Origin of the sequence: Serratia sp. X3, from assembly GCF_014982455.1 — a bacterium.
Lineage (GTDB): Bacteria > Pseudomonadota > Gammaproteobacteria > Enterobacterales > Enterobacteriaceae > Serratia > Serratia ureilytica.
On sequence record NZ_JADCNB010000001.1, the window covers coordinates 423,068 to 448,342 of the forward strand.

Annotated in this window: 23 protein-coding genes, 1 tRNA gene and 1 riboswitch; of the genes, 16 read left to right on the top strand and 8 right to left on the bottom strand. The window is 59.5% G+C overall.

All coding sequences use genetic code 11. The features are described from left to right. Window positions 1-112: 112 nt before the first annotated feature. The 3 genes from IMX17_RS02060 (at window position 113) to IMX17_RS02070 (ending at window position 2,090) form a co-directional block, all read left to right on the top strand. Entirely contained in the window at window positions 113-1,009 is an 897-nt protein-coding gene (locus IMX17_RS02060) for a LysR substrate-binding domain-containing protein (RefSeq protein ID WP_193549285.1), read from the top strand. A gap of 69 nt (window positions 1,010-1,078) precedes the next feature. After that, on the top strand, window positions 1,079-1,666 hold the full coding sequence (locus IMX17_RS02065) for a nitroreductase family protein (RefSeq protein WP_182264199.1): 588 nt from the start codon (window positions 1,079-1,081) through the stop codon (window positions 1,664-1,666). 130 nt (window positions 1,667-1,796) lie between these two features. After that, the gene (locus IMX17_RS02070) at window positions 1,797-2,090 is read left to right on the top strand and encodes a DUF2623 family protein (RefSeq protein WP_046896457.1); all 294 of its coding nucleotides are present in this window, start codon (window positions 1,797-1,799) and stop codon (window positions 2,088-2,090) included. A 12-nt stretch (window positions 2,091-2,102) separates the two neighbouring features. Here IMX17_RS02070 and IMX17_RS02075 read toward each other — a convergent pair whose 3' ends face one another. Next, window positions 2,103-2,672: an XRE family transcriptional regulator gene (locus IMX17_RS02075; RefSeq protein ID WP_193549286.1), complete on the bottom strand. Its 570-nt coding sequence runs from the start codon at window positions 2,670-2,672 to the stop codon at window positions 2,103-2,105. A 38-nt stretch (window positions 2,673-2,710) separates the two neighbouring features. Between IMX17_RS02075 and IMX17_RS02080 the strand changes: the two genes are divergently transcribed. Next, on the top strand, window positions 2,711-3,229 hold the full coding sequence (locus tag IMX17_RS02080; RefSeq protein ID WP_182264200.1) for a GNAT family N-acetyltransferase: 519 nt from the start codon (window positions 2,711-2,713) through the stop codon (window positions 3,227-3,229). A 17-nt stretch (window positions 3,230-3,246) separates the two neighbouring features. Further along, window positions 3,247-3,687, top strand: coding sequence for a DMT family transporter (locus tag IMX17_RS02085; RefSeq protein ID WP_043143187.1), 441 nt, complete (start codon window positions 3,247-3,249; stop codon window positions 3,685-3,687). 57 nt (window positions 3,688-3,744) lie between these two features. Here the strand turns inward: IMX17_RS02085 and IMX17_RS02090 are convergent. Continuing rightward, window positions 3,745-3,820 (bottom strand) — tRNA-Asn (locus IMX17_RS02090). Between the two features lie 350 nt (window positions 3,821-4,170). On the opposite strand from IMX17_RS02090, the gene nac reads away from it, so the two are divergent. Continuing rightward, window positions 4,171-5,094: a nitrogen assimilation transcriptional regulator NAC gene (nac, locus tag IMX17_RS02095; protein ID WP_193549287.1), complete on the top strand. Its 924-nt coding sequence runs from the start codon at window positions 4,171-4,173 to the stop codon at window positions 5,092-5,094. A gap of 36 nt (window positions 5,095-5,130) precedes the next feature. Here the strand turns inward: nac and IMX17_RS02100 are convergent, their stop codons facing one another. Both IMX17_RS02100 and opgB read right to left on the bottom strand, forming a co-directional pair. Further along, window positions 5,131-6,594 carry an AMP nucleosidase gene (locus tag IMX17_RS02100; protein WP_033643685.1) on the bottom strand — a complete coding sequence of 488 codons (1,464 nt, stop codon included), beginning with the start codon at window positions 6,592-6,594 and terminating at the stop codon, window positions 5,131-5,133. A 137-nt stretch (window positions 6,595-6,731) separates the two neighbouring features. After that, window positions 6,732-9,035 (bottom strand): phosphatidylglycerol--membrane-oligosaccharide glycerophosphotransferase, encoded by a 2,304-nt coding sequence (gene opgB / locus IMX17_RS02105; RefSeq protein WP_193549288.1) that lies wholly within the window; start codon window positions 9,033-9,035, stop codon window positions 6,732-6,734. 285 nt (window positions 9,036-9,320) lie between these two features. Here opgB and IMX17_RS02110 point away from each other — a divergent pair, with 285 nt between their 5' ends. The 4 genes from IMX17_RS02110 (at window position 9,321) to IMX17_RS02125 (ending at window position 14,396) form a co-directional block, all read left to right on the top strand. Next, window positions 9,321-10,061, top strand: coding sequence for a transporter substrate-binding domain-containing protein (locus IMX17_RS02110; protein ID WP_193549289.1), 741 nt, complete (start codon window positions 9,321-9,323; stop codon window positions 10,059-10,061). Window positions 10,062-10,734: 673 nt separating this feature from the next. Continuing rightward, entirely contained in the window at window positions 10,735-11,766 is a 1,032-nt protein-coding gene (locus tag IMX17_RS02115; RefSeq protein WP_046896463.1) for a methyltransferase, read from the top strand. Window positions 11,767-11,948: 182 nt separating this feature from the next. Next, window positions 11,949-12,689, top strand: coding sequence for an SDR family oxidoreductase (locus tag IMX17_RS02120; RefSeq protein WP_046896464.1), 741 nt, complete (start codon window positions 11,949-11,951; stop codon window positions 12,687-12,689). 45 nt (window positions 12,690-12,734) lie between these two features. Beyond that, window positions 12,735-14,396, top strand: coding sequence for an alpha-keto acid decarboxylase family protein (locus IMX17_RS02125; protein WP_193549290.1), 1,662 nt, complete (start codon window positions 12,735-12,737; stop codon window positions 14,394-14,396). A gap of 176 nt (window positions 14,397-14,572) precedes the next feature. Here the strand turns inward: IMX17_RS02125 and IMX17_RS02130 are convergent, their stop codons facing one another. The 4 genes from IMX17_RS02130 to IMX17_RS02145 are packed head-to-tail and all read right to left on the bottom strand — an operon-like array spanning window position 14,573 to window position 17,728. Next, entirely contained in the window at window positions 14,573-15,508 is a 936-nt protein-coding gene (locus IMX17_RS02130) for an ABC transporter substrate-binding protein (protein WP_193549291.1), read from the bottom strand. Window positions 15,509-15,543: 35 nt separating this feature from the next. Further along, window positions 15,544-16,311, bottom strand: coding sequence for an ABC transporter permease (locus tag IMX17_RS02135; protein ID WP_042784966.1), 768 nt, complete (start codon window positions 16,309-16,311; stop codon window positions 15,544-15,546). Next, window positions 16,308-17,048: an ABC transporter ATP-binding protein gene (locus IMX17_RS02140; RefSeq protein ID WP_046896467.1), complete on the bottom strand. Its 741-nt coding sequence runs from the start codon at window positions 17,046-17,048 to the stop codon at window positions 16,308-16,310. The genes IMX17_RS02135 and IMX17_RS02140 overlap by 4 nt, the downstream gene beginning before the upstream one ends. Beyond that, a complete protein-coding gene (locus IMX17_RS02145; protein WP_099782194.1) occupies window positions 17,045-17,728 on the bottom strand; it encodes a TenA family protein in 684 nt (227 codons plus the stop codon). The genes IMX17_RS02140 and IMX17_RS02145 overlap by 4 nt, the downstream gene beginning before the upstream one ends. Before the next feature lie 62 nt (window positions 17,729-17,790). Then, window positions 17,791-17,893: riboswitch (TPP riboswitch) on the bottom strand. 149 nt (window positions 17,894-18,042) lie between these two features. On the opposite strand from IMX17_RS02145, the gene IMX17_RS02150 reads away from it, so the two are divergent. The 6 genes from IMX17_RS02150 (at window position 18,043) to IMX17_RS02175 (ending at window position 25,022) form a co-directional block, all read left to right on the top strand. Beyond that, window positions 18,043-19,065, top strand: a complete 1,023-nt coding sequence (locus IMX17_RS02150; RefSeq protein ID WP_042784962.1) for an LLM class flavin-dependent oxidoreductase — start codon at window positions 18,043-18,045, stop codon at window positions 19,063-19,065. Window positions 19,066-19,077: 12 nt separating this feature from the next. Next, on the top strand, window positions 19,078-19,812 hold the full coding sequence (locus IMX17_RS02155; RefSeq protein WP_046896469.1) for an SDR family NAD(P)-dependent oxidoreductase: 735 nt from the start codon (window positions 19,078-19,080) through the stop codon (window positions 19,810-19,812). A gap of 126 nt (window positions 19,813-19,938) precedes the next feature. Next, on the top strand, window positions 19,939-20,913 hold the full coding sequence (locus IMX17_RS02160) for a GlxA family transcriptional regulator (protein ID WP_046896712.1): 975 nt from the start codon (window positions 19,939-19,941) through the stop codon (window positions 20,911-20,913). Between the two features lie 77 nt (window positions 20,914-20,990). After that, entirely contained in the window at window positions 20,991-22,001 is a 1,011-nt protein-coding gene (gap, locus tag IMX17_RS02165) for a type I glyceraldehyde-3-phosphate dehydrogenase (protein WP_046896470.1), read from the top strand. Window positions 22,002-22,788: 787 nt separating this feature from the next. Then, complete coding sequence (locus tag IMX17_RS02170; protein ID WP_046896471.1) at window positions 22,789-23,703, top strand: LysR family transcriptional regulator; 915 nt, start codon at window positions 22,789-22,791, stop codon at window positions 23,701-23,703. A gap of 911 nt (window positions 23,704-24,614) precedes the next feature. Next, entirely contained in the window at window positions 24,615-25,022 is a 408-nt protein-coding gene (locus tag IMX17_RS02175) for a hypothetical protein (RefSeq protein ID WP_182264210.1), read from the top strand. The last annotated feature ends 253 nt before the right edge of the window (window positions 25,023-25,275 follow it).

Genomic DNA, 25,275 nt, shown 5'->3' on the forward strand with positions numbered 1-25,275 from the left:
ATATTCCTCTGTGTGAAATGAATTCAGCCTTACTCTAGAAATAAACCCCGGCGGGCGACAAATGACGGCTTTTCTGCCAGGATGAGTTCAACTCACCTGGAGAGGCTTCGCCATGTTCGCCACGCTGCCCGTCAACGCATTACGCACCTTCGAATCCGCCGCTCGCCTGCGCAGCTTCAAGCTGGCGGCGGCCGAGCTGGCGGTGACGCCGACGGCGATATCACACCAGATCAAAGCGCTGGAACAGCAGTTGGGGTTTGCGCTGTTCGAGCGGGTGCCGCGCGGCGTGCGGCTGACACCGAAGGGGGAAACGCTGTTTGCCGGGGTGCACGGCGCGCTGCTGGACGTCGCCGCCACGCTCGAAGGCCTGCGGCCGAAGCCCAGCGCAGGATCGCTGTGCGTTTCGGTGACGCACTCGTTCGCGGCGCTGTGGCTGGTGCCGCGTTTGGGGCGCTTCTATCAGGCGTATCCGCACTATCTGGTACGCCTGGAGGCCTGCGCCGAGGTGATCGATCTGCAGCAGGACGCCAGCGTGGACGTGGCGGTGCGCTACAGCCGCGCGCACTATCCCGCGCTGCATCAGGCGGCGCGGCTGGAGGAAAGCTTTGGCGTCTATGCCGCGCCGGGGCTGGTCGCCGCCGAGCCGGAAAATCCGGTGCTGATCACCGTCAAGTGGGGGGATTCGGCGCTGTACGACAGCGGCTGGCGTGACTGGTGCCGGGCCGCCGGGGTCGATTGGTGGCGGCGCCATGCGGCGATGCGCAGCTATCACGAGGAGCATTACGCCCTGCAGGCGGCGGTGGCCGGGCAAGGGTGGGTGCTCGCCAGCTCGGTGATGGTGTCCGAAATGGTGGACAACGGCCTGCTGGCGGCGTACCGGCCGGAGGTGCGCGTACCGGGCGCCGCATACAGCGTGCTGTGCGCGCCGGGACGCGAGCGGCATCCGCCGGTCAGGGCGTTTCTGGCCTGGCTGCAGCAGGAATTGCCGCAGGACAATGGCACGAAATAAAAGTTTTACCGTCCTAAGCTGTGGGAATATCAGCGAACTTTTGTTTTTACTTCACTGCGAGAACCTATCATGAGCCAGCCAAGAATCTCCGATTACCCGATTGACGCACAATTTATCGAGCGCTGGTCGCCGCGTGCGATGACCAACGACGCCATCGACGATCAAACGCTGCTGAGCTTCTTTGAAGCGGCGCGCTGGTCGCCTTCGGCCTACAACATTCAGCCATGGCGCTTTGCCTACAGCAAGCACGGCTCCGACAGCTGGGAGAACTACCTGGAGTTCCTGATCGACTTCAACCGCGGCTGGGCGCAACACGCTTCGGCGCTGGTGGTGATCGTCTCCAAAACCACCAGCCTGAACGGCGAGCGGCTGGTGGACAACCCGACCCACGCGTTCGACACCGGCGCCGCCTGGGCCAACCTGGCGCATCAGGCACACCTGAAAGGTTGGCTGACCCACTGCATGAGCGGCATTCACCACGACAAGATCAAAGCGGCGCTGCAGCTGCCGGACGACTATGCGGTGCACGCCATGGTGGCGATCGGCAAACCGGGCGACAAATCCCGCCTGCCGGATTTTCTGCAGGAAAAAGAAACGCCGTCGAGCCGTCTGCCGATCGGCAAGACCGTCAGCGAAGGTCTGAACTTCACGCTGTGATCGCGCGTTCTCGCCGAGGCCCGCCTGGCGGGCCTTTTTTATGCGGCGAGTAAAACTTTGGGAGTATATTCTCGCTCGCCTATTCGCTGTATATTTTATTATATAGCGATTGCGTGATGAGGAGGAACCGATGGGGGATCATTTTGGCAAAGGGCTGTTGGCGGGATTAAAGGCGGAGAATCTGCAACCGGAGGCGGAGCTGTCGCGCTTTTGCACCGACTACAAGCGCGGTTTCGTGCTCGGCTATGCGCACCATTTGGCGCAGCGCTGCGGCGACGAGAACCGGGCGGCGTTCGAGGCCGGGCAGCTCAGCCGCGCCTATGGGCTCGGCCGCGAGCCGATGAGCGAGTTCTTCTCCGGTGGCGACAGCCGGTTGGCGGAGAAGTTTTTCCGCGCCGGCTATCAACGCCCGGCGCAGGGTTAGGGCAGACGGTCGTCAGGCGGCGCTCAGTACCGCCACCATATACACGCACGGTTGGTCGCTCTGATTTTCAAATCGGCAGTCCGCCGGTGGGCCGAGCTCCAGGCAGTCTCCCTCGGCCATCTCATGGCGCGCGTCACCCTCGATAAAGACCAGTACGCCGGATAAGACCCAGATCAGCTGACGTTTGAACGCGTACACCGAAGCCGGCATCGGGATCGCCGCGCCGGCCGGCAGTTCGATGCGCACCAGATCGAGCGGCAAATCGGTGCGCGGCGACACGTGGCACCGCACGTAACCGCTCTCGGGATCGACCCAGACCGGTTGATCTTCCCGGCGCAGCAGCCGGCCTTCCTGCGTTTCCGCTCGGGCGATCAGCTTGGACATGCTGAGGCCGAACGCGCCCGCCAGTCTGCCCAACAGCATCGCCGTCGGGCTGCTCTCGCCGCGTTCGATCTTATGAACCATCGCCCGTGATACGCCCGCCCGTTCGGCCAAATCGGACAGCGACCAGTGGCGCGCTTCGCGTTCAATGCGAATGCGTGCGCCGATCAGCTGATTTAGATTGTCTAATTTAATGTTCATATCGTAGTATTATAGTGGACAATTGGCCGGGGTAAACCATGATTATACGAAATGCGACGTTCAACGATAGCGCGGCGATTGCCGCTATCTATAACGACGCGGTGTTGAACAGCACCGCCATCTGGAATGAACAAACCGTGGATGCGGCCAACCGCGCGGCGTGGATCGGCGAACGGCAGGCGGCGGGTTACCCGGTGCTGGTGGCGGTGAACGCCGAGGACGAAGCGATCGGCTATGCGTCGTTCGGTGACTGGCGCGCCTGGGACGGTTATCGCCATACCGTGGAACATTCGGTGTATGTCCATCAGGCGCATCGCGGCGCAGGGATTGGCAAGGCGCTGCTGCTGGCGCTGATCGCACGGGCGCGGGAAATCGGCAAACATGTGATGGTGGCCGGCATCGAATCTGGCAACCAGGCCTCGATTAAGCTGCATCTGGCGCTGGGGTTCCTCGACGTGGGGCGCATGGAGCAGGTGGGCGCCAAATTCGGCCAATGGCTGGATCTGACGTTCCTGCAACTGAGGCTCGACGAACGGGCGACGCCGCCCGCGCGCTGATCCCGGGAGACAGAGCGATGAATATGCTGTTGCTGCTGATCGCGGCCGGAATGGGGCTGGTGGTGCAGAATCTGCTGATGGTGCGCATCACCGAAAGCGTCTCGACCATCCTTATCACGCTGGTGATCAACTCCAGCGTCGGTTTGCTGCTGCTGGTGGGGTTGTTGCTGGCCAAAAACGGCCTCGGCGCGGTGGCGGAAGTGACCGGCGCCGCCAGGTGGTGGATGCTGTTGCCGGGGCTGCTGGGATCGCTGTTCGTGTTCGCTGGCATCCTGGGCTACCAAAAACTGGGGGCGGCAGCGACTATCTCGATCCTGGTCGCCAGCCAGCTGTGCATGGGGCTGTTGGTGGACGTCTACCGCGCCGGCCCGGCGGCGCTGCGCGAGAATCTGCCGGCGCTGTTCGGCGCCTTATTGTTGGTAGCGGGCGCCTATCTGGTGGCGAAACGCAGCTTTTGACGGCGGCTGAAAAACAAAAAGCCCGCTTAAGTTTCCTTAAGCGGGCTTCTCTAAATATGGCTCCTCTGACTGGACTCGAACCAGTGACATACGGATTAACAGTCCGCCGTTCTACCGACTGAACTACAGAGGAATCGTTGGAACGGGGCGAATAATAGCGGGGCGGTTGCGGCTTGTAAAGCGCGAAAACGCCCGGCGCGCGCGTTTGCTGCAAGATTGCCCAACCTGCTGCATTTTCTCGCTTTTATCGCTTACCTCACGCGCAGCGCCGCCGGATTGCCCGCTGAGGCGGCGCCGTTGCCTGCCGGTGGTGCAACGCGTGCCCTGCGTTGTGGCGCGTCTCACCCGATAATCGGCCATTTGCCGCCGTTTAGCCGCCGTTTAGCCGCCGTTTTTGGCCCTTTGACGACTCTGGCCTGGATCTTGCTGCGGTTGCATGACCGGATTTCGGCATTCTCAATTTAGCGGCTCGCTGGAGGCACTATGAATCTCAGACGTCTGAAGTACTTCGTGAAAATCGTCGATGTCGGCAGCCTGACCCAGGCGGCGGAGGTGTTGCATATCGCCCAGCCGGCGCTCAGCCAGCAGTTGGCGACGCTGGAGGGGGAGCTGAAGCAACAGCTGCTGATCCGCACCAAGCGCGGGGTGCAGCCGACCGAGGCCGGCAACATTCTGTATGCCCACGCGCAAACCATTTTGCGCCAGTGCGAGCAGGCGCAGAGCGCGGTCAACAGCGCCGGGCAGGCGATGAGCGGCCAGGTGTCTCTCGGGTTGGCGTCGGGGAGCACCGCGGCGCAGCTGGCGCTGCCGCTGCTGCAAACCCTGCGCGATCAGCAGCCGGGCATTTTGCTCAGCCTGCATGAAAACAGCGGCGCGGCGCTGGCCGGACAGGTGGCCAACCAGACGCTGGACATGGCGATGGTCTACGGCGCCAAAATGCCCGCCGGTCTGCACACCGTCGCGCTGATGCGAGAGGATCTCTATCTGGTGGCGACGCGCGCGGTGCCGCATCCCGGCAACAGCGTCGAGCTGCTGGACGTGGCGCGGCTGAACCTGTTCCTGCCGCGTGACGGGGATGCGGTGCGCAACCAGCTGGAGGAGGCGATGGCGCTGCGCAAGCTGGCTATCAACGTGGTGGGGGAGATCGAATCCTCGGGCGCGCTGAGCGCTGCGATCGCCGGCGGGTTGGGGGCGACCGTATTGCCGGAGTCGGTGGCGCGCGCGATGATCGGCCCGGCCAAGGCCTGGATGGCGCGCATCAATGCGCCGACGATGTCGGTGCCGCTGTCGCTGTGCATGTCGGGCCAACAGTCGCTGTCCGCCCCGGCGCTGCTGGTGAAAGACCTGTTGCTGTCGATCGCCGGCGGCCGCAGCCAGGAGAAGCGCGCGCTGGCGCTGGTGCGTTGAGGAAAAAACGGCCCGCCGCAGCGGGCCTGGGCACCGTTATCGGAACGGCGGTTCATTGAAGGTGCGCAGCTTGCGCGAGTGCAGGCGATCGCCCTCGGCGCGCAACAGATCGATGGCGCAGATGCCGATCTGCAGGTGCTCGGAGATTGCTCCTTCATAGAAGCGGTTGGCCTGGCCCGGCAGTTTTATTTCACCGTGCAGCGGTTTGTCGGAGACGCACAGCAGCGTGCCGTACGGCACCCGGAAGCGGTAACCCTGAGCGGCGATGGTGGCGCTCTCCATGTCGACCGCCACCGCGCGGCTGAGGTTGAAGCGCCGCGCCGAAGCGGAATAGCGCAGCTCCCAGTTGCGATCGTCGGTGGTGACTACGGTGCCGGTGCGCAAACGCTGTTTGACCTCTTCACCGGGCATGCCGCTGACCATCTTGGTGGCGTCGTACAGGGCGCGCTGCACCTCGGCGATGCTCGGGATCGGGATATCCGGCGGCAGCACCGCATCCAGCACGTGATCGTCGCGCAGATAGGCGTGGGCCAGCACGTAATCGCCGATCTTCTGGCTTTCGCGCAGGCCGCCGCAGTGGCCGATCATCAGCCAGGCGCTCGGGCGCAGCACCGCCAGGTGATCGCAGATGGTTTTGGCGTTGGACGGGCCGACGCCGATGTTGATCAGCGTGATGCCCTGGCCGGTGCGCGAGATCAGGTGATAGGCCGGCATCTGGTGGTTTTTCCACGCCAGATCGGACACCGCCTGTTCGGGCGCGCTGGTTTCCGGCGTAATGTAGGTACCGCCGGCGCTGGAGAGCGCGATGTACGGGCTGGCCGGATCGGCGATCTGCGCGCAGGCCCAGCGCACGAACTCGTCCACATAACGGGTGTAGTTGGTGAACAGCACGAACGGCTGGAAATGCTCCACCGGGGTGCCGGTGTAGTGCCGCAGACGCGCCAGCGAGAAATCCGCGCGCAGCGCATCGAAATGCGACAGCGGGAAATGGTTGTCGGTGGTGTGATACAGGCCGTCGGCGGTCTCGTCACCGATCTGCGCCAGCTCGGTGGTGGGGAAATGCTGCGCGATACCGGCGCTCATTGAGCGATCGAGCGCCAGGCTGGAGCCGTCGATCACATAAGGGAACGGGATCTCCTGCTGCGACGGCGCCACTTCGATATGGGCGGCGTAGTCGTGTTCCAGCATCGCCAGCTGCTCGGCCAGATAGTGGCGGAACAGCTGCGGCCGGGTCACGGTGGTGCTGTAGCTGCCGGGATGGGTAAAGCGGCCGAAGGCGCGGGTTTTGTTCGGGCCGGATTGCTGCCCGTCCCAGCTGACGCGCAGCTCGGGATACACGAACAGTCCCGCGGCGCGCGCCTGCGGGTCCGGCAGCGTGCCGTGGCTGATAAAGTCACTGACCGCCTGCCGCAGCGCGTCTACCGCGGCGTCATACAGGGCTTCCAGTTGATCGAGTGCCTGATCGGCGCTGAGGCCGCTGCGAGGTGGGGCATAGCTCATACTTTCTCCTTGGATGTCCCGGCTCTGTGGCGGGGTTGCGGCGTTTTACCGTCACAGGTTAGCCGAAGAAGGGCGTAAAAGCTTGGTCGAAATGACGGGCGCGGCAAAGAAAATATCGCGCCCGTGAAGGCGGGGGATCAGGAGGCGGGAGCGGCCGCTTCGACCTTCAGCGACACCAGGCCGATGCCCAGCTTCTTCGGCGTGAAGCCGCCGCTGGCGCTCTCTTTTGGCTCGGTCGGCGCCGGCGGAGTAATGCTGATCTTCTGCACGCCGCGCGGGTTGTCGAAGCGCAGGGTGACGGTGCTGTCCTGCTCGCCGAGCGACACGAAGCGCTCTTCGTCGCCGACGCGTACCGAAATCGGTTCGCCGACGTTGTTGCCGTAAGCGCGGGCGCGCAGCACCAGATCGAAGGTTTTCGGCAGCGGATCGACATAATCGATGTCGACCGCCGGCGCCAGGTTGGCGTCGGACCAGCGGCCCCACTCCTCGACGGCGGAGACGCCGGTAATGGCTTTCACCTGTTCCGGCATGCCGGGCAACATGAACTCGATGGCGTCTGCCCGGTATTTCATCGCCGCATCGTCCACCTGCAGGCGGGCGACGGCGTTTTGGTAATCGGCGACGCTGTCCGCCGCCGGGGCGGTAAAGTTCACCTTGCCGCGGAAGCGTTCGCCGCTGGCCTGCACGATCTGCGGCGGCGAGGCCAGGGTGCCGGAGGCCACGCAGATGTCGGTGCTCAGCGCCAGCTGCGGCGCCCAGACCCGGCCGATCTCGTAGCATTTATCGACCCAGACGAATTTCTCCCCCGCCCCCAGCCCGGCCAGCTGCTTGCGCAGCGGGGTGGAGAGGTAGACGTTGAACATCGGTTCGATGCGGTTGTCGCCCACCCGTAGGATGAACGGCACCTTGTAGGTAACGCCGGAGAAGCTGAAGCTGCGCTGGCGCGTGTCCACGCTGTAGTCGCTGATGCGGTTCGGCAGGCCCCATTGGTTGATCACCGCCGGTTTCCAGCCGTTGATCTTCTCTTCGATGTTCAGGAACACCGTCGACAGCGACGGCGCCGACAGGCTGCTGCGGCCGAGGCCGATATAGTTGTCACCGCCCATCACGTCCAGCACCGTGGCGCCGTTGTCCAGCGTGCTGCGCTTCTCGTTGCGCTGCTCCGCCTGCGGCCGGGTGCCGTCGATGATAAAGAACAGGTTGCGGCGCTTCTGTTTGGTCAGAATGTCGTAGGCGGTGTTGTTCATCGCCAGATGATCGGAGGACACCACGATCACGGTGTTGCTGAAATAGGGCGAGCGTTTGATTTTGTCGATCAGCGCGGCGATGTGTTGCTGGCTGCAGGCTACCGCGCTCAGCGAGCGGTTTTCCTTGTTCTGCCAGGCGTAGCTTTGCTTGCTGCACCCGGCGGAGATAAAACCGTCCGGGTGATGGGTATCGACGGTCAGGGTAAACAGCGAGAACGGCTGGCGCTGTTTGGACAGCTCGACGAACTTGCCGTACACCACGTCCAGCACGCTGTCGTCGTACCAGCCCCAATCGTTTTTGTAGCTCGGATCGGCGAGCTGTTCGCGCAGCTCTTTGAAACCGTAAACGTGGTCGAAGCCGTGGGATTTCAGGAAGGTGTCTTTACCGGCGAACGCCAGCTCGGCGCCCTGATAGAAATAGTTGCTGTAGCCGGCGGCCTTCAGCACGTCGCCCAGGCAGACGTTCTCCGGGTAGAAGGTGGAGACCGCGCTGGAGGCGTTGCCGTCGAAAGGTGCGAACAGCGGAATGCCGCACTGCGAGGCGACCATGCCGGCGATGGTGTAACCGGTGCCCGGCAGCTGCTGGGTGTTGCTGAAATCGATGCTGTCTGCGCGCAGGGCGTTCAGCTCGTCGGCCAGGCCGGGAAACAGCTCGGTATCGAAGTAGGTGCGCTCCAGGCTCTCGGCATAGATGTACACCAGGTTCGGCCGCTTGCCCTGCACGGTCTTTTTCGGCGCCTTGTAGTAGGTGGTGAAATCGGCGGTATCGCCGACGATCTGGCTCTTGACCAGCAGCGAAATGTCCTGAAACGCCGGGGTGGTGCCGACCGAGAACAGCGCCAGCAGCACGGCGACGAGGCTGTAGGCCACGCTGCTGCCTTTGGCCTTGCGGCGCAGCAGGCTGCGGGCCAGCACCGCGAAGATAAGCCCCAGCGCCGCCAGCAGGCCGATGAACGGCAGCACGTATTTGCTAATGCCCGCGCCTTTGAGACTGCTGGTGACGGTGTAGATCACCGCATCGGTGATGCCGTCGCCGGTGAAGTAGTTGCTGGCGATCAGAATGACGTTCAGCACCAGATAGCTGCCGAGCAGCGTCAGCAGAATGGCGAACCACCAGCGGTTGGCGGCGGCCCGGGTGCGATAAATCAAGATCGACGCCAAAAAAAGAACAAACGAAACGACTGCGAGAACCATCCGCCAAACCTTGTCTGATTGGAAAAAAACGTTGCTGCCCTGGTCTGCGCCGCCGACCGTGCCGCGGCGCGAAAAGTGAAGGGTATAGCCTATTGTCGGCGGCGGAACAACGCGCGATGTCCCGCTCCGGCCGACGGTCGGCGGCTATTGTACATTTTTATGACAATAGTGTGACGTTAATCACGTCGGCAGCGGCCGCGGCGGCGAAATCTTGCTGGTCGGAGGTTTCGCTCTACGCTTAATGAGCGCCACGACGGCGCGTCCATCAGCCATTCAGGAGGAAGTATGCAGACGATTTCCGCAGCGGTACTCGACGATCTGGCCCCGCAAGGCGTGTTGCGCGCGGCGATCAATCTCGGCAATCCGGTGCTGGCGCAGGCCGGGCCCGGCGGTAAACCGCAAGGCGCTTCGGTGGAGCTGGCCGCCGCGCTGGCTCGCGAACTGGACGTGGCGCTGGAGCTGGTGACCTATGACGCGGCCGGCAAGGTGTTCGCCGACCTGGACAGCGGCGCCTGGAACCTGGCGTTTATGGCCATCGAGCCGGTGCGCGCGGCGCAAATTGCCTTCAGCGAACCCTACGTGATCATTGAGGGGACTTACCTGGTGGCGAACGACGCGCCTTACTTTGAGGTGGCGCAGCTCGACAGGCCGGAGGTGCGCATCGCGGTCGGCCAGGGCGCTGCGTACGATCTGTTTTTGTCGCGTACGCTGCGGCAGGCGCAACTGGTGCGGGCGGCTACTTCCGCCGAGGCGATCGCGCTGTTTTTCGAACGCGGGCTGGAGGCGGCGGCCGGCGTGCGTCAACCGCTGCTGGCCGCCGCGGCCGCCCATCCCGGCTACCGAGTGCTGGAGGGGCATTTCACCGCCATTCGCCAGGCGATGGCGGTGCCGCGGCAAAAAACGCAGGGCGCCGCCTACGTAAACGCGTTTATCGAACGCTGCAAGGCCAACGGGCTGGTGAAGGCGGCCTTGCAGCGCAGCGGCCAGGGCGAGGTGACGGTGGCGCCGCCGGCCGCCTCGGCGTGATCGGGTGACCTAAGCAGCAGCGGCTTGTGTCCGTGAGCGATTGAATGATGGCTCGCTCAAAAAGCGGTCGCGATGCAAACCGTAATCGCCGCGCGGCGGAGTATTTTTACCGACCAAAAGCGAAACTGAGGGGGCCAGCCGTAGTGGCTGTCAGAGGCAAGGCCCCCACTAATGACATCAATACAAATAACATGCCAGCCTGAATACTCTTCGCGCTTATAGTATTTTGGTGTTTTATTTAATTATGCTTATCAATTGGTTGTGTTGAGAAAAATAAATAGCCTTGACTTTCTATTTAAAGCGACCAGAATTTGATCTGAAACTAAAGACCTTTTTATTGGTGTGGTTATTTTAAATTGAATTATTTAAAATGTAATGAATGGGTTTTTATTTTATTGATGATTTTAAGAGGTGCGATAATCTAAAAGTGAAATGCTAACTGTATAGCTAAAGGAATAATTTTTTACCATGCCTGTCTCGTTTTCAGACGGGGAGGATGGCTGTTTTATCCAGTGGTTATTGTTAATTAAGGTAATGTGCTGCCGTGGCATGCTTTATCTATCGGCCACGCTGCAGGTGTGTTTAATTTATTTTTCAAATGGTAATTAATTCGGTTTTTTAATGGCTTCGTTCTGGATTTTTTAGTGGATAAATGACAAGAGGAAATGATTTCATGGAAAATAATCGTAATGGTATTTCCGAGCGTGATGCGGCGGCAGTCCACCTTCTGGAGCAATCAATGGGGATGACCTACCAGGCCGCGTTGCGGGCCGCGACGGTTTTAGGTATCGCGGATTATCTCAAGGCGGGCGCCAGATCGGCAAATGAACTCGGTCGAGAAGTTAATGTCGATGGGCAGAAGCTGTACCGCATCATGCGCATGCTCGCATCGAGACAAATCTTTGAAGAAGTGGAAGGGGGGCGTTTTTCACTGACGCCGGCTGCAGAGTTTCTTTGTTCGGATGCCCCTCAATCGCTGCGTTCAGCGGTGCTTATGCTGACTGATGAAACATTTTGGTCACCGTTGGGTAATCTTGTTGACAGCCTGCGCAGCGACTCTGCCTTTAAAAATGCATACGGCATGTCTTTCTATGAATATTGGTCAAATGATAAAAATAAAAGAGAAGGGTATGATTTTCATACCGGTATGTCCTCGATGTCTTCGGTGGAAAACCTATTCTTGATAAATGGTTATAATTTCCCTGAACATACAACGGTGGTGGATATTGCCGGGGGGATGGGCGGGCTTTTACTGAACGTTTTACGCCATAATCCCACGCTGCACGGCATTCTTTTTGATCGGCCCGAAGTCTTGGCGCGAAACCGCCTGTGGGAGTTGGGCGATGATTCACGCTGGCAAACTCAGGCAGGCAGTTTCTTTGAGTCTTGCCCTACGGCCGATTTTTATTTGTTGAAATACATCACCATGGACTGGCCTGATGAGCAGGCGATGACGATATTACGTTCTTGTCGTAATGCCATGCACGAAAATTCAAAACTGCTGATTATGGAACCCGTGATCCCGAAAGGTAATGCCTGGCATGGGGGGAATGAAATTGATTTATTGTTGCTGGCAAGTTTTGACGGCGGGCAAACCCGCTCTGAAGAGAAGTTGCGCGCCTTGCTGGCTGGCGCCGATTTAAAACTGAATCGTATCATCAATACTGGTTGTTATGTCTCTATCGTCGAAGCTGTCATCGATTAATTGTATCTGGGGTTGACAGTTTTATAGCGATAAACATTTTTTGCTCTGACGCTGTTTAATAATCACGCTGACTTCCCGCCTGTCATTAATCTGGCGCGTATTGCCGTGCCGGTTATTGAGACGGTGTGGAAGTCAACAAATGATGGATAAATTCATTCATCGCTTGGCGATGAGGAGAAAAAATGGGGAACGTTTCTGGCAAGGTGGTTGTTATTACGGGAGCCAGTAGTGGGTTGGGGGCTGCCACCGCCCGCCATCTGGCCTCTCTTGGTGCGACGGTGGTGTTGGCGGCGCGCCGTAAGGAACGTCTCGATCTGTTGGCCAGTGAATGCATTGCCGCAGGGGGCAAAGCCTTGGCGTTACAGGTCGATGTTACACAACGCGATGAGGTGAGCGCCCTGATGTCTACAGCTGTCATGCAATTTGGCCGTATTGACGTCTTGATTAACAATGCCGGGCTGATGGCTATCGCACCGATGAATATGACAAAAGTTGATGAATGGGAGCGGATGATCGACATCAATATTAAAGGGGTGTTGTACGGCATTGCCGCAGCGCTACCGATTTTCGAAAAACAAAATGAGGGGCATTTCATTAATATCGCTTCGGTTGCCGGGATAAAACTTTTCAGCCCCGGCGGCACCGTTTATAGCGGGACGAAATTTGCCGTACGTGCGATTTCGGAGGGGCTGCGTCATGAAGCCGGTGCGCATATTCGAACCACAACCCTTTGTCCGGGCGCGGTGGATTCAGAATTGAAGTTCGGCAGCTCGGACGCAGAGAGCGCCCATTTTATACAGGCGTTTTATCAGCAGGCTATCCCGGCTGATTCCGTGGCAAGGGCCATTGCCTATGCGATTGAGCAACCTGCCGATGTGGACATCAATGAAATCGTTCTGCGCCCGACACAAGAAGTCTTTTGACTGTGGTCTCGTTCAGCGCTTTTCACTTTTAAGCAGGTTCTTGCCATGGCTGAAAATTATACCGTAGCTGATTACCTTCTCGATCGCTTGGCCCAGATCGGCATCCGCCATGTATTTGGAGTACCGGGTGATTACAATTTGCAGTTTCTCGATCATGTGAGCGCTCATCGACAGATCTCTTGGGTAGGCTGCGCCAACGAGTTGAATGCGGCTTATGCTGCCGATGGTTACGCGCGCTGCAAGCCGGCGGCTGCATTGCTGACAACCTTCGGCGTAGGTGAGCTCAGCGCTGTCAACGGCATTGCCGGCAGCTATGCCGAATATATGCCGGTGATCCATGTGGTCGGTGCGCCGGCTCTGCGCGTTCAGCAAGCTGGCTGCTTGCTTCATCATTCGCTGGGGGATGGCGACTTCGGGCATTTTGTCCGCATGGCAAAGGAAGTGACCGTGGCGCAGGCCTGTCTCACTGCCGACAATGCCGAAGCTGAAATCGATCGTTTGTTGACGACGGCGTTGTTTGAACGCCGCCCGGTGCACCTGGTGCTTCCCTGTGACGTAGCGGAAACACCGTTAGCCTCACGGCCATTGTCGCTGGTATTGCGTCAGGCCGAGTTGTCGGAAGCCTCATTACAGGGGTTTATTGCGGCGGCGGGCGACAAACTGCAAGCAGCGCGCCGGGTTTCGGTATTGGCGGGGGGGATGACTGAACGCTTCAACGCCGCGGAAACGTTGAGGCTGTGGATGGATGAGGTTAAGGTGCCGCATGCTGTCCTATTGTCAGGCAAAGGTGTGGCGGATGAAACCCACATCGAGTTCATCGGCACCTATGCCGGCGAGGCTAGCCCTCCGCAGGTCAAACAGTGGGTAGAAGAGGCGGACATCGTGATCAACGTCGGCGTGCTGTTCACTGATATCGTCACGGCGGGGTTTAGTCACTCCCTTCCCGTGGAGAAATGCATCAGTATTCACCCGTTTGAAGCGCGCGTCGGGCAACAAGTTTTCAGCCAGATTCCCATGCCTGTCGCCGTTAGCGCACTACGCCGACTGAGTTTACCGCTGGCGAAACAGTGGCAATCACCCAGAATGAACCGCCCGATGCCGCCGAGTATTGAACAGGAGCGTCTCGATCAGAATGTCTTTTGGCGACAAATTCAGGGCTTCTTGCGGCCTGGAGATATTGTCTTCGCAGATCAAGGAACGGCCTGTTTTGGCGCCGCGACGTTGAGATTGCCTCAGGGGAGCAAATTTATTGTCCAATCTCTGTGGGCATCGGTGGGTTATACGCTGGCGGCCGCTTTGGGCGTGCAAACCGCTGAGCCTGGGCGTCGAGTGGTGGTGCTGATCGGCGACGGTTCCGCCCAGTTTACTGCGCAAGAGTTGGGGGCGATGGTGCGTGACGGTTTGAACCCCATCATCTTCTTATTGAATAACGAGGGGTACACCGTTGAGCGGGCAATCCATAGGCCTGAGCAGCGTTACCATGATATTGCCCAGTGGAATTGGACGCTTTTGCTGCAGGCATTCGCGGGCGAACATTCGGTGCAGGTGATGCGTGTTACCGAAGCGGCGCAGTTGCAGCAGGCCATGAGCGCAGTGGCAGACAGCCCGCAATTAGCCTTTATCGAGGTTGTGTTGCCCAAAATGGATGTTCCAGAACTGTTGAACGCCATATCACGCGCTATTCGGGTGAGCAACAGTAGGTCATGAACCCTGTTATCGAAATTCGAATAAAGCAAAACCGCATTCGATTCTGCTTCTCAGAGCAAGAGGGAATAAGCGTCATGCCTTGCAGATGCGTGACTCGTTGCATTTGCCACAACGCCCGGTGAGGCTCATCGGGCGTTGTGGGGCAACCTATACCGGAATGCGCCGCCTCGGCGTGATCAATTCAGCTCTACCGCATACTGGTCTACCGGGGTGATTTTCTTGATCAGCTTATTGTCGAACAGGAACTGTTCGTAAGCCTCATAGCGGGCCCGATCCAACTTGGCCGGATCGCGCGCGAACAGCGGCAGGCTGGCTTGCCACGCCTGTTTGTTCAGCTCGGTATTCAGCTCCGGGTGCGCCTTGGCGAATGCCAGCCAGGTGTCCTGCGGGTGTGCACGCAGGTAGTCGCTGCCTTGCTTCAGCGCGGCGAGGAATTTGCGGATTTTCGGCTCGTTCACCGCATCGCGGTTGGCGACGATGATCAGCTCGTCGTAGGCCGGCACGCCGTAGTCTTCGACGTTGAACACCACCGGCTTTTTGCCCTGCAGCTTCAGCTCCAGCGCTTCGATATTGCGGTAGCCGCCGATCACCGCATCGACCTGGCCCGCCAGCAGGGCGCTGGTCAGCTGGAAGTTGACGTTGATGAGCTTGATGTCCTGCGGCTTGAGGTGCTCGTGCTCGACCATGGTGGCCAGCGTCGCCTGTTCGATGCCGCTGACCGAGTAGCCGACCGTTTTGCCCTTGAGATCCGCCGGCGAGGCGATGTTCTTGTCCAGCGCGATCACCGTATTCAGCGGCGTGTTGATCAGCGTGCCGACGCGCATCAGTGGCAGGCCCTGATCGGCGAAGAAGTGCAGCTGCGGCTGATAGGTGATGGCGAGATCGGCCTGTTTAGCGGCCACCAGCCGCGGCGGCAGCGCCGGATCGGACGGCGGCACGATCTTGACGTCCAGCCCTGCGGCCTTGAAGGCGCCGATCTGCTCGGCCACCATAATCGGCGCGTGATCGGGGTTGATGTACCAGTCGAGCACCAGCGTCAGCTTGTCGGCCGCGCCGGCCTGGCCGGTGAGGGCGGCGCCGAGCAGCAGCCCGCAAACGGTTTGTTTGATCATGGTCGTTCCTTTATCCCTGGTTATGGTTGCAATCATCAGTCGTTTTCCGGCGCCCAGGCGATCAGGCGCCGCAGCAGCGCATCCACCGCGGCCCACAGCAGCACGGTCATCAGCACCAAAATAAACAGCGCAGCGAAGCAGACGTCGGTCTGCATGCGCGCGTTGGCGTTCAGCATCACGTAGCCCAGCCCCTCGGCCGAGCCGACCCATTCGCCGATAATGGCGCCGATGGGCGCGACGGCGGCGGCCATGCGCAGACCGGAGCCGAAGGCCGGCAGCGCCGCCATCAGCCGCACGTGCCGCAGCTGCGCCCAGCGCGAAGCGCGCATCGTGCGCGCCAGATCGAGATAGTCGTTGTTGACCCGGCGCAGCCCGTCGAAAAAGGCCGACACCACCGGGAAGAAGATCACCAGCACCGCCATCGCCACTTTGGCGCTCATGCCGAAGCCGAACCACAGCACCAGCAATGGGGCCAGGGCGAACACCGGTATCGCCTGGCTGGTGAGCACCAGCGGCATCAGCCAGCGCTGCAGGCGCGGCGAGAAGATCATGCACAGCGCCAGCGCCGCGCCGAGCAACACGCCGAGCGCCAGCCCGCTGACGATCTCCGAAGCCGTGACCAGCGTGTGCCAGGCGAGATAGCCGCGTCCGTCCCACAGCGCCTGCGCCACCGCGCCCGGCGTGGGCAGCAGAAAGGCCGGAATGCCGCTTTGCGCCGCCAGCCACCACAGCAGCAGCAGGCCGATGAAGACCGTCAACCCACGCCGCAGACGGGTGAAGCCGCGCTCTTTGGCGATATTCATTGCGCCGCCCTCACCATTTGCAGCAGCAACTCGGCCTGGCTTTTCAGCAGGTCGGCGTCATCCGGCGCGCGCGGCGGTTGCCCGCTGATGCGGTGGGTATCGTCGAGGCCCAGCGGCCAGGGCGACAGCACCAGCAGCCGGTGGCTCAGGCGGCAAGCCTCCATCGGGTCGTGAGTGATCAGCAGCACGGTGTTTTGCGCCAGCAGCTCGGCGGCCAGGCTCTGGATCTCGGCGCGAGTAATGGCGTCCAGCGCGGAAAAGGGTTCGTCCATCAGCACGATCGGCTGGCGTTCGTAGAGCGTGCGGGCGATGGCGGCGCGCTGGCGCATGCCGCCGGACAGCGCGGCGGGCAGGCTGCGGCTATGCGCGGCCAGGCCTACGCGCTCGAGCAGGTGCGCGGTCCATGCCCGATCCGGCGCTTCGCCGCGCAGCCGCGAGCCGAGGGCGACATTGTCTTCGACGCTCAGCCACGGGTAGAGCAGGTCTTTTTGCCCCATGTAGGCGATGCGCCCGGCGATCGGCAGGCCGTCGCTGCCGCTCACCGTACCCGAGCTGGCCTGCGCCAGCCCGGCGATGATCTTCAGCAGGCTGGTTTTGCCGGCGCCGCTGGCGCCGAGCAGGGAGACGAAGCTGCCGCCGGCGATGTCGAAGCTCAGCCGCTCAAAGATCGTCTGTTGACCGAAGCGCAGAGTGAGATCCCGCACCTGGATGCCGGGCGGGAGGCGCGGGGAGATCATGAGGCGTTCAGCCCCATTTGCCAAAATGCCGCTTCCAGCTGGGTGGCGGTGGTGAAAATCTGCGCCAGCTCGGTAAAGCGGCTTTGTGCGCCGCGCTGGTGGCCGACGGTTTCCAGCAGTTCGATGGCGGCGCGCACGCCGGCCAGATAGCCCTCGTCGCCGTAGTTGCGGATCCAGGAGGCGTAAGGATTGCCCTCCATTTGGGTGGCGGGATCGTGCAGCAGCCGCAGGCCGATTTCGGCATAGCCGGCCACGCAGGGCAGCAGGCCGGCCAGCAGATCGAGGGCGTCGCCGGCATGGCCGATGTCCAGCACGTAGCGGGTATAGTTCATGGTTTCCGCCGCCTCCGGCTGGGCGGCGATCTGCGCTTCGCTCAGCCCCCATTCGGCGCAGTAGGCCACGTGCAGCGGCAGCTCGGCGACGATGCCGTTGAGCGAGGCGGTGGCGGCGCGCATTTCCGGCAGGGTGCGCAGCTTGCTGACCAGCAGCGCGTAGGCGCGGGCGAAGTGCAGCAGGAACAGGTAGTCTTGGGTCAGGTAACGGCGAAAAGCGCGTTCAGGCAAGGTGCCGGCGGCTAACTGCTGCAGAAACGGGTGATCGACGTAATTTTGCCAGTGGCTGCCGGCCTGTTGGCGCAGCCGGCCGTAAAGACCGCTTTCGAACAGGGTGGTGATGGACATGGGACCTCCTTGAGTCAGTGGAGATCCGGGCACGCTGAGGTATGAACAGGCAACGGGTGAGAGCGTTGTTGCCTAACCGTCCCTTCGCTGGCATGACCCAGATCAGGTTCAAAGGGTTCGGCTTGCGCCATCTCAGCCCGTAACAGGACACCCCTCGGAGCTGCCTGTTATACGACATTTGTTTTTTGATTACAATCGCCGGTCGGCGCGGCGGCAATCGGTTCGTTTAGTGCGATCGGGGGCGATTTTGCTGGCGCAAAGTGCGCGATTTTTGTCACTGTAGGCCCATGTTTTGCCTTTGAGGACGATGCCCGATGAAAAAGATTGGTTTTCTCTCGTTTGGCCACTGGACGCCTTCCGCCCAGTCTGGCACCCGTTCCGCAGCGGATGCGCTGCTGCAGTCCATCGATCTGGCGGTCGCCGCCGAAGATCTGGGCGCGGACGGCGCCTATTTTCGCGTTCACCACTTCGCGCGTCAGCTGGGATCGCCGTTCCCGCTGCTGGCCGCCATCGGCGCCAAAACGCAACGCATCGAGATCGGCACCGGCGTGATCGACATGCGCTATGAAAATCCGCTGTACATGGTGGAAGACGCCGGCGCGGCGGATCTGATCGCCGGCGGGCGGCTGCAGCTCGGCATCAGCCGCGGCTCGCCGGAGCAGGTCATCGACGGCTGGCGCTATTTCGGCTATGCCCCGGCCGACGGCGAAACCGACGCGGACATGGCCCGCCGCCATACCGAAGTGTTCCTGGAAGCGCTGCGCGGCGAAGGGTTCGCCGAACCCAATCCGCAGCCGATGTTCCCGAATCCGCCCGGGTTGCTGCGGCCGGAGCCGTTTTCCGCCGGGCTGCGCGATCGCATCTGGTGGGGCGCCGGTTCGAACGCTACCGCCGTCTGGGCGGCGAAGCTGGGCATGAACCTGCAAAGCTCGACGCTCAAGAACGACGAAACCGGCGAACCCTTCCATATCCAGCAGGCTAAGCAGATCCGCGCCTATCGCGCGGCCTGGCAAGAGGCGGGCCATGCGCGCGAGCCGCGGGTTTCCGTCAGCCGCAGCATCTTCGCGCTGGTGGATCAGCGGGATCGCAACTACTTCGGCGGCAGCGGTAAGGAAGGCGACCAACTGGGGTATATCGATGCGCAAACCCGGGCGATCTTTGGCCGCAGTTACGCCGCAGAACCTGACGCGCTGATCGAACAGCTGGCGCAGGACGAGGCCATCGCCGAAGCGGATACGTTGCTGCTGACCGTGCCTAACCAGCTGGGCGTGGATTACAACGCCCACGTCATCGAATCGATTTTAACCCATGTCGCGCCGGCGCTCGGCTGGCGCTAAACGGAGGATGGCATGTCACGCATTTTCATTACCGGTTCGGTAGACGGGCTGGGCCGCGCCGCCGCGCAAACGCTGTTGGACGAAGGGCATCAGGTGATTTTGCATGCGCGTGAGCCTGGCCGTCTGGACGCGGTGCGCGATCTGCTGGATCGCGGTGCGCAGGCGGCGATTGGCGATTTGTCTGATGTGCAGCAGATCCGTCAGCTCGCCGAGCAGGTGAATCGCCTCGGCCGCCCGGACGCGGTGATCCACAACGCCGGCATGTTCACCGGCCCGCAGGTGATGCCGGTGAACGTGATGGCGCCTTACCTGCTGACGGCCCTGATCGAACGTCCCAAGCGTATCGTCTACCTGAGCAGCAGTATGCACTTTGACGGCGTGGCGGAGCTGAGCGGCGTAGACTGGCTTGGCGGCGCCGCCGGCTCTTATTCGGACAGCAAGCTGTTCGTCACCACGCTGGCCGCCGCCGTGGCGCGCCTGTGGCCCGACGTCATCAGCAGCGCGGTCGATCCCGGTTGGGTGCCGACCAAAATGGGCGGCGCGGACGCGCCCGACGATCTGGCGCTGGGGCATGTGACGCAGGCGTGGCTGGTGAGCAGCGATGAACCGCAGGCCCTGGCGTCCGGCGGCTATTGGCATCATCAGCAGCGGTTCGAGCCTCACGCCGCGGTACACGACGAGGCGTTTCAAACTGCGCTGCTGGCGCAATTGGCGCGCGCCGGCGGGGTGAGCTTGCCGCAGGCTTAAATGGCTATTCCTTCCAGGCCCGTCGGGGTTATCGGCGGGCTTTTTTATGCCCGCAGGGTGAACCGGCGGCGCTTTTCTTATACAGTGGTTTCCTGACCTGTTTTGACCGTTCTCTCTATTATCGCCATGCACACATTCCTGATTATCGTCCCTGAAGGGGGCATGCTGTTCGAAGCGGCGGGCATCGCCGATATCCTGATGCAGGCTAATCGCCTGAGTGCTGCCGAGACGCCGCTGTATCAGATCGCGGTCGCCACCACGCAGTCTCATCGGGTGGTGCACGGCCTGTCAGGCCTGAGCCTGCTGGCCGACCATCGCCTGGCGGATCTCGATCCGCTCCTGCCGCGCGATACCGTGATCGTCGCCGGCAAAGGGGCGAGCGAAGAAGAGGGCGTTCTGGTGGCAGATTGGCTGCGCCGCGCGGCGCCGCAGACGCGCCGTATCGCCTCCGTTTGCGGCGGCGCGCTGTTGCTGGCCGAGGCCGGGTTGCTGGACGGACGGCGGGCGACCACCCACTGGCGTCTTGCGGAAACGCTGCAGGCGCGCTTCCCGCGGGTGCAGGTCGAAAACGGCCCAATCTACGTGCAGGATGGGCCGATTTGGACCTCCGGCGGCGTCAGCTCCGGCTTCGACCTGACGCTGGCGCTGGTGGAGGACGACTATGGCTTCGTGCAGGCGCGTGAAGTGGCGCAGGATCTGGTGATGTTTCTGCGCCGCCCCGGCGGGCAGGCGCAGTTCAGCCGCTACCCGCTCAACCAGGCCAAATCGCCGGGCCCGATCCGCGACCTGCAGTCCTGGATCCTGGAGAATCTCGCCGACGATCTCAGCGTCGAACGGTTGGCCGAACGCGTGGCGATGAGCCCGCGCAACTTTACCCGCGTGTTCACCCGCGAGACGGGCATTTCTCCCGCCAAATTCGTCGAAGAAGGGCGGTTGCATACCGCCAGACAGCGCCTGGAGCAGAGTGCGCAAGGCATCGAGCAGATCGCCCTGGCTACTGGCTTTGGCAACGGCCTTAACCTGCGGCGGGTGTTTGAGCGAAAACTGCAGCTGACCCCGAGCGAATACCGCGAACGCTTTCATGCGCGCAATTTGGCGTAAATTGATTGGTAAGTGTCATTTACGCCGCTTCGGGGCAGGGCTAGAGTTGAGGCAAAGCCCATAACGAGGAGTGCATCATGGTGAGAGTAGGCATTAATGGATTCGGCAGGATCGGACGCAACGTGCTGCGCGCAGCGCTGGGGCGCAGCGATTTTGAAGTGGTGGCGATCAACGATCTGACCGACAGCAAGACGCTGGCGCACCTGCTGAAATACGACACGCTTTCCGGCACGCTGGCGGCCAGGGTCGAAGCCGGCGACAACCAGCTGCTGCTGGACGGCCGGCCGATTCAGGTGTTTTCGCAGCGCGATCCCGCCGAGATCCCCTGGCACAGCGTGGGCGTGGACGTGGTGATCGAAGCGACGGGCTTCTTTACCGACAAGGCCAAGGCGGAAGTGCACATCACGCACGGCGGCGCCAAGCGGGTGATTATCTCGGCGCCGGCCAAGAACGATGACATCACGCTGGTGATGGGGGTTAACGATCACCTCTACGATCCGGCGCTGCATAAGGTAGTCAGCAACGGCAGCTGCACCACCAACGGGCTGGCGCCCGCCGCACAGGTGCTGCATCAGGCGTTCGGCATCGAATACGGGTTGATGAACACTACGCATGCCTATACCAATAGCCAGGCGCTGCACGATCAGCCGGAAAAAGATCTGCGCGGCGCGCGGGCAGCGGCGGAGTCTATCGTGCCTTACTCCAGCGGCGCGGCCAAGGCGCTCGGCAAGGTGATCCCCGAACTGGACGGCCGCCTGACCGGTTATTCGCTGCGGGTGCCGGTGCCGGTGGTTTCCATTGTCGATCTGACGGTGACGCTGAAACGCCCGGCGACGGCGGAGGAGATCAACGCGGCGTTCCGCGCGGCGGCGGCGTCCGGCCCGCTGAAAGGGATCCTGGGATACAGCGATGAGCCGCTGGTGTCGAGCGACTACCGGGGCGATGCGCGCTCGTCTATTATCGACGGCTTGTCCACGCTGGTGATCGGCGGCAATCTGGTGAAGGTGCTCGCCTGGTATGACAACGAGTGGGGCTTCTCCAATCGGTTGGTCGATCTGGCGCTGCTGATGGAAAAGCGCGGGCTGTAAACGCCCAACAGCAAAAAGCTCGCTTAAGTTGCCTTAAGCGGGCTTTTCTAAATAGGGTTCTCTGCCTGGGATCGCTTTTGCCAATAACTGCCTAATTAGTTAGCCAAATCAGATTTCCCCTCCTGTCAAGACCACAAGAATGACCAGCAATAGAGGCGGGTTACAAAAAATAGTTAAAATTCTTTGAGCCCAGTAGTAATAGTTAATATTGCGTCCCGTGCAAGGGAAACGTTGCTTTTTCTTACAACGAAAATAAGTTTTAGCGGGCAGTAAAACCGGTGCACACATTTATGATTCCAAGCATGGCCTGTCTGCGGATTATCTGAAAAAAGCGGCTTAAACCCGTACCGTGAATAGAATAGCGTTCAGTCGTTTCAGTCAGCACTTGGATCACCGGTTCATCACGTTGTATATCGAACGGGTCATGAAATACCGTCGCTGCTCAGCGATAACATCCTGCATCTCTGGCGTTGATTCATCGCAAATTGCGCGGTCAGAACGCTGAGGAAATTATGCTTTGTCACTGGTTTTGAAGGCTTTTTCTGATGAAGACATTCCGTGCACGCTTTTCGATACTCAGATCGGCTTACAAGCGTTTGAGCCGGCGATTCTCACCTTTCAGATCTTCGAACGTTTCGATATAAGCCGCTTCCATTGTGAACCAAGTCTGATGTTTAGTTGGCGCAAAAAAATAAGTTTAGCGCTCTTCAGTGGTTGAATTTATGATGATTTATTGTTGTCATTAAGTAAATTTTTTTCGTCACCCATAAACCTGGATGAACAGTCTATGAAACTTCGCCATCTGGAAATTTTCTACACCGTGATGACATGCGGTTCGCTTTCACGTGCGGCGGAATCACTTAATATCTCTCAGCCAGCCGCCAGTAAATCGCTGAAAAACGCGGAGCTGAAGCTCGGCTTTAAGCTCTTTCAGCGGGTCCGTGGCAAGCTATTGCCGAGCCGCGAAGCGCTCGAGCTTTTTGAAAAAGCCCAGGGCATCTATCAGGATCTGTCTAACTTGCGTTTACTGGCTGACAATCTGGCTCGCGATCCTCGCGCAAAATTCACCTTAGGCTGCTTACCGTGCTTGGGTTTGAGCCTGGTACCGGAAATCGCCACCGATTTCTATCAACAGAACAGCAATCTGGAGATGACGTTAACCACCGAGCACACTGAGACGTTGGTCAAAAAATTGGATCTGCGCGAAATTGATCTTGCTCTGACGATGCAGCCCGTTGAGCAGGGCGAAATTATGGCCACGCTGATAGCCGAAGTGCCATTGGTGTATGTGGACAAGGATTATCGGCAGGGTGCCGTCGAGATTGATAATGTTGACCAGCAGCGCTGGATTTCCCCTGGTTTACACTCGCTTTCAACTGCCATTGCCACGCGCCGGGTTTTTTCCTCCCCCCGGCTGAACGTGGAGACCTGTTACATGGCGATGGAATTTGTGAAACGTGGAGTGGGATGTAGCATCACCGACATTTTCTCTGCCCGTCATAGTTTGCCCCCGGAGATGATCCATCAGATTTCACCGCCGATGAAGATTGACCTCTATCTGCTGCGTCGCGCTGATGCCACGCTCAGCCCGGTCACACAAAAATTTGTCGATTTCCTTTGCAAACGGCTACGTAGCAAGCTCAGAGAGGTTAACCTGGAGTTATACCCTGGAAAAGAAAAGTCAATTGTTTCTCTAGTCTAAATGTTTTCATATAAGCGCCACGAATGTATCTGCGCTTATATCAGGTGATGATAAAATGCATTGTGACTATCGGCGACGACGTGACTGGCTTGGCAACCGTCCGGGCATTAATTAAAAGCGATAATGAGACATACCTACTGGAACGTAGTCATCAGCCGGAGATGGCGGCCAATTTTGCCGGCAGCAGGTAGTCGAGTTACTGCCGTGTGGCGCCGTTTGCCGACAGCGGCGCACCACAGCAGGGAATGAAATGTGGGAAAGCGGATTCTCCGTTGAACATGCGCCCATGCATGAATGTTGTTTTCCTCATGTTCCTGTATGTAAGTCTGTATATACAGCTTACTAGGTGGTTAGCATCATAGGGAGATGTTGTCTATGTAGTTAACCCCAAATAGAATAGCATCTGAAGTCATTTAAAAAATGAATGACAACCTGAGTTAATACGCGTTAAGTATCGTGAGTCGTAGTCCTAAAGCGCCGAGAGGGGCGCAGGGGGGACGTTAAACATGCCCTAACTAAATACGGCGCTATAACCGAAAGCGCAGACCGTTACCGACAAGGGACGGGAATAAACGGTATATATTGGTCGCGTGATCCTGCAGCGCAATAGTGGGCACGCGACTACGTGAGTCAACTCTCAGTCAGAGGGAACTCACATGACAACACTATCGTCAACACACAATAAAACCCCGCAAGCAGTATCCCCTGAACTCCACGAGTAAGCCCTTAAATTTGGTGGTGGGGGCGCCGCTCGCGAGTTTATATTAATCTCCGCTCTGTCACTGGCGAAGCAAACAGCAATATAGGAGCAGCGACCGTTTCGAGATCTTAAACCAAAGAAACGGCATAGGCACCGTCAGGTGCTCTTTAGATGTTACGTATACAAAATACACAATAAGGAGTGCTATAGTATGGTTCTACGAATTGTCTATTTAACATCAATTACCTCTGATATTCCCGTTCAGCTCGGTAATAAAATTTCTACATCTTCACGCATTCTTCGCCTGAAATATTTTGGATCCGAAGGCAACAAGTTTCTGTATGCTGCCTTGGTTCAATGTACTGATCGATCTTCTTATCACAGTTGGAATATCCCTGAGAGTAAAGTCGTTGCGGAAAAGAAAATTTTGTTCAGTAAATTGTACTCTCCAATAGTGAACCATTCCGGTGCGGATCTACGTGATGTCGCTAACCGAAATTTATTCAGGAAACTCAAAAAAGAACGTCGAAAGCAGAATAACAGGTCGTTAACCGAAGATAACTGGACCCAGTTCGTCCGCCGAAAAGAAGCCGTTCGTTTTGCATCTGTTAGTATATAAAGCGTATTTCTTCCTCATGCCAGTTTTTAGGTGATCGCGTGTATTCCCATCGGGAGGCGACTACGTCTGCGTCGTGCAGATAGACAGTTAACCGCCTGTGAAAAATCTTGAGTCGATCGAATTTCTTACTCTGTGAAGGTTCAGAGATATTATGTGCTGGCAGAATGATATCGAGCTGATGACGACCAACACAACCCATCAATATGATTGATGGCATTAACTAATCATTTAATTCCTTTCTAAGGATTAAGTT

Coding starts and splice junctions, on each gene's coding strand:
- IMX17_RS02060 (WP_193549285.1), top strand. CDS start 113: ATGTTCGCCACGCTGCCCGTCAACGCATTACGCACCTTCGAATCCGCC.
- IMX17_RS02065 (WP_182264199.1), top strand. CDS start 1,079: ATGAGCCAGCCAAGAATCTCCGATTACCCGATTGACGCACAATTTATC.
- IMX17_RS02070 (WP_046896457.1), top strand. CDS start 1,797: ATGGGGGATCATTTTGGCAAAGGGCTGTTGGCGGGATTAAAGGCGGAG.
- IMX17_RS02075 (WP_193549286.1), bottom strand. CDS start 2,672: ATGAACATTAAATTAGACAATCTAAATCAGCTGATCGGCGCACGCATT.
- IMX17_RS02080 (WP_182264200.1), top strand. CDS start 2,711: ATGATTATACGAAATGCGACGTTCAACGATAGCGCGGCGATTGCCGCT.
- IMX17_RS02085 (WP_043143187.1), top strand. CDS start 3,247: ATGAATATGCTGTTGCTGCTGATCGCGGCCGGAATGGGGCTGGTGGTG.
- nac (WP_193549287.1), top strand. CDS start 4,171: ATGAATCTCAGACGTCTGAAGTACTTCGTGAAAATCGTCGATGTCGGC.
- IMX17_RS02100 (WP_033643685.1), bottom strand. CDS start 6,594: ATGAGCTATGCCCCACCTCGCAGCGGCCTCAGCGCCGATCAGGCACTC.
- opgB (WP_193549288.1), bottom strand. CDS start 9,035: ATGGTTCTCGCAGTCGTTTCGTTTGTTCTTTTTTTGGCGTCGATCTTG.
- IMX17_RS02110 (WP_193549289.1), top strand. CDS start 9,321: ATGCAGACGATTTCCGCAGCGGTACTCGACGATCTGGCCCCGCAAGGC.
- IMX17_RS02115 (WP_046896463.1), top strand. CDS start 10,735: ATGGAAAATAATCGTAATGGTATTTCCGAGCGTGATGCGGCGGCAGTC.
- IMX17_RS02120 (WP_046896464.1), top strand. CDS start 11,949: ATGGGGAACGTTTCTGGCAAGGTGGTTGTTATTACGGGAGCCAGTAGT.
- IMX17_RS02125 (WP_193549290.1), top strand. CDS start 12,735: ATGGCTGAAAATTATACCGTAGCTGATTACCTTCTCGATCGCTTGGCC.
- IMX17_RS02130 (WP_193549291.1), bottom strand. CDS start 15,508: ATGATCAAACAAACCGTTTGCGGGCTGCTGCTCGGCGCCGCCCTCACC.
- IMX17_RS02135 (WP_042784966.1), bottom strand. CDS start 16,311: ATGAATATCGCCAAAGAGCGCGGCTTCACCCGTCTGCGGCGTGGGTTG.
- IMX17_RS02140 (WP_046896467.1), bottom strand. CDS start 17,048: ATGATCTCCCCGCGCCTCCCGCCCGGCATCCAGGTGCGGGATCTCACT.
- IMX17_RS02145 (WP_099782194.1), bottom strand. CDS start 17,728: ATGTCCATCACCACCCTGTTCGAAAGCGGTCTTTACGGCCGGCTGCGC.
- IMX17_RS02150 (WP_042784962.1), top strand. CDS start 18,043: ATGAAAAAGATTGGTTTTCTCTCGTTTGGCCACTGGACGCCTTCCGCC.
- IMX17_RS02155 (WP_046896469.1), top strand. CDS start 19,078: ATGTCACGCATTTTCATTACCGGTTCGGTAGACGGGCTGGGCCGCGCC.
- IMX17_RS02160 (WP_046896712.1), top strand. CDS start 19,939: ATGCACACATTCCTGATTATCGTCCCTGAAGGGGGCATGCTGTTCGAA.
- gap (WP_046896470.1), top strand. CDS start 20,991: ATGGTGAGAGTAGGCATTAATGGATTCGGCAGGATCGGACGCAACGTG.
- IMX17_RS02170 (WP_046896471.1), top strand. CDS start 22,789: ATGAAACTTCGCCATCTGGAAATTTTCTACACCGTGATGACATGCGGT.
- IMX17_RS02175 (WP_182264210.1), top strand. CDS start 24,615: ATGGTTCTACGAATTGTCTATTTAACATCAATTACCTCTGATATTCCC.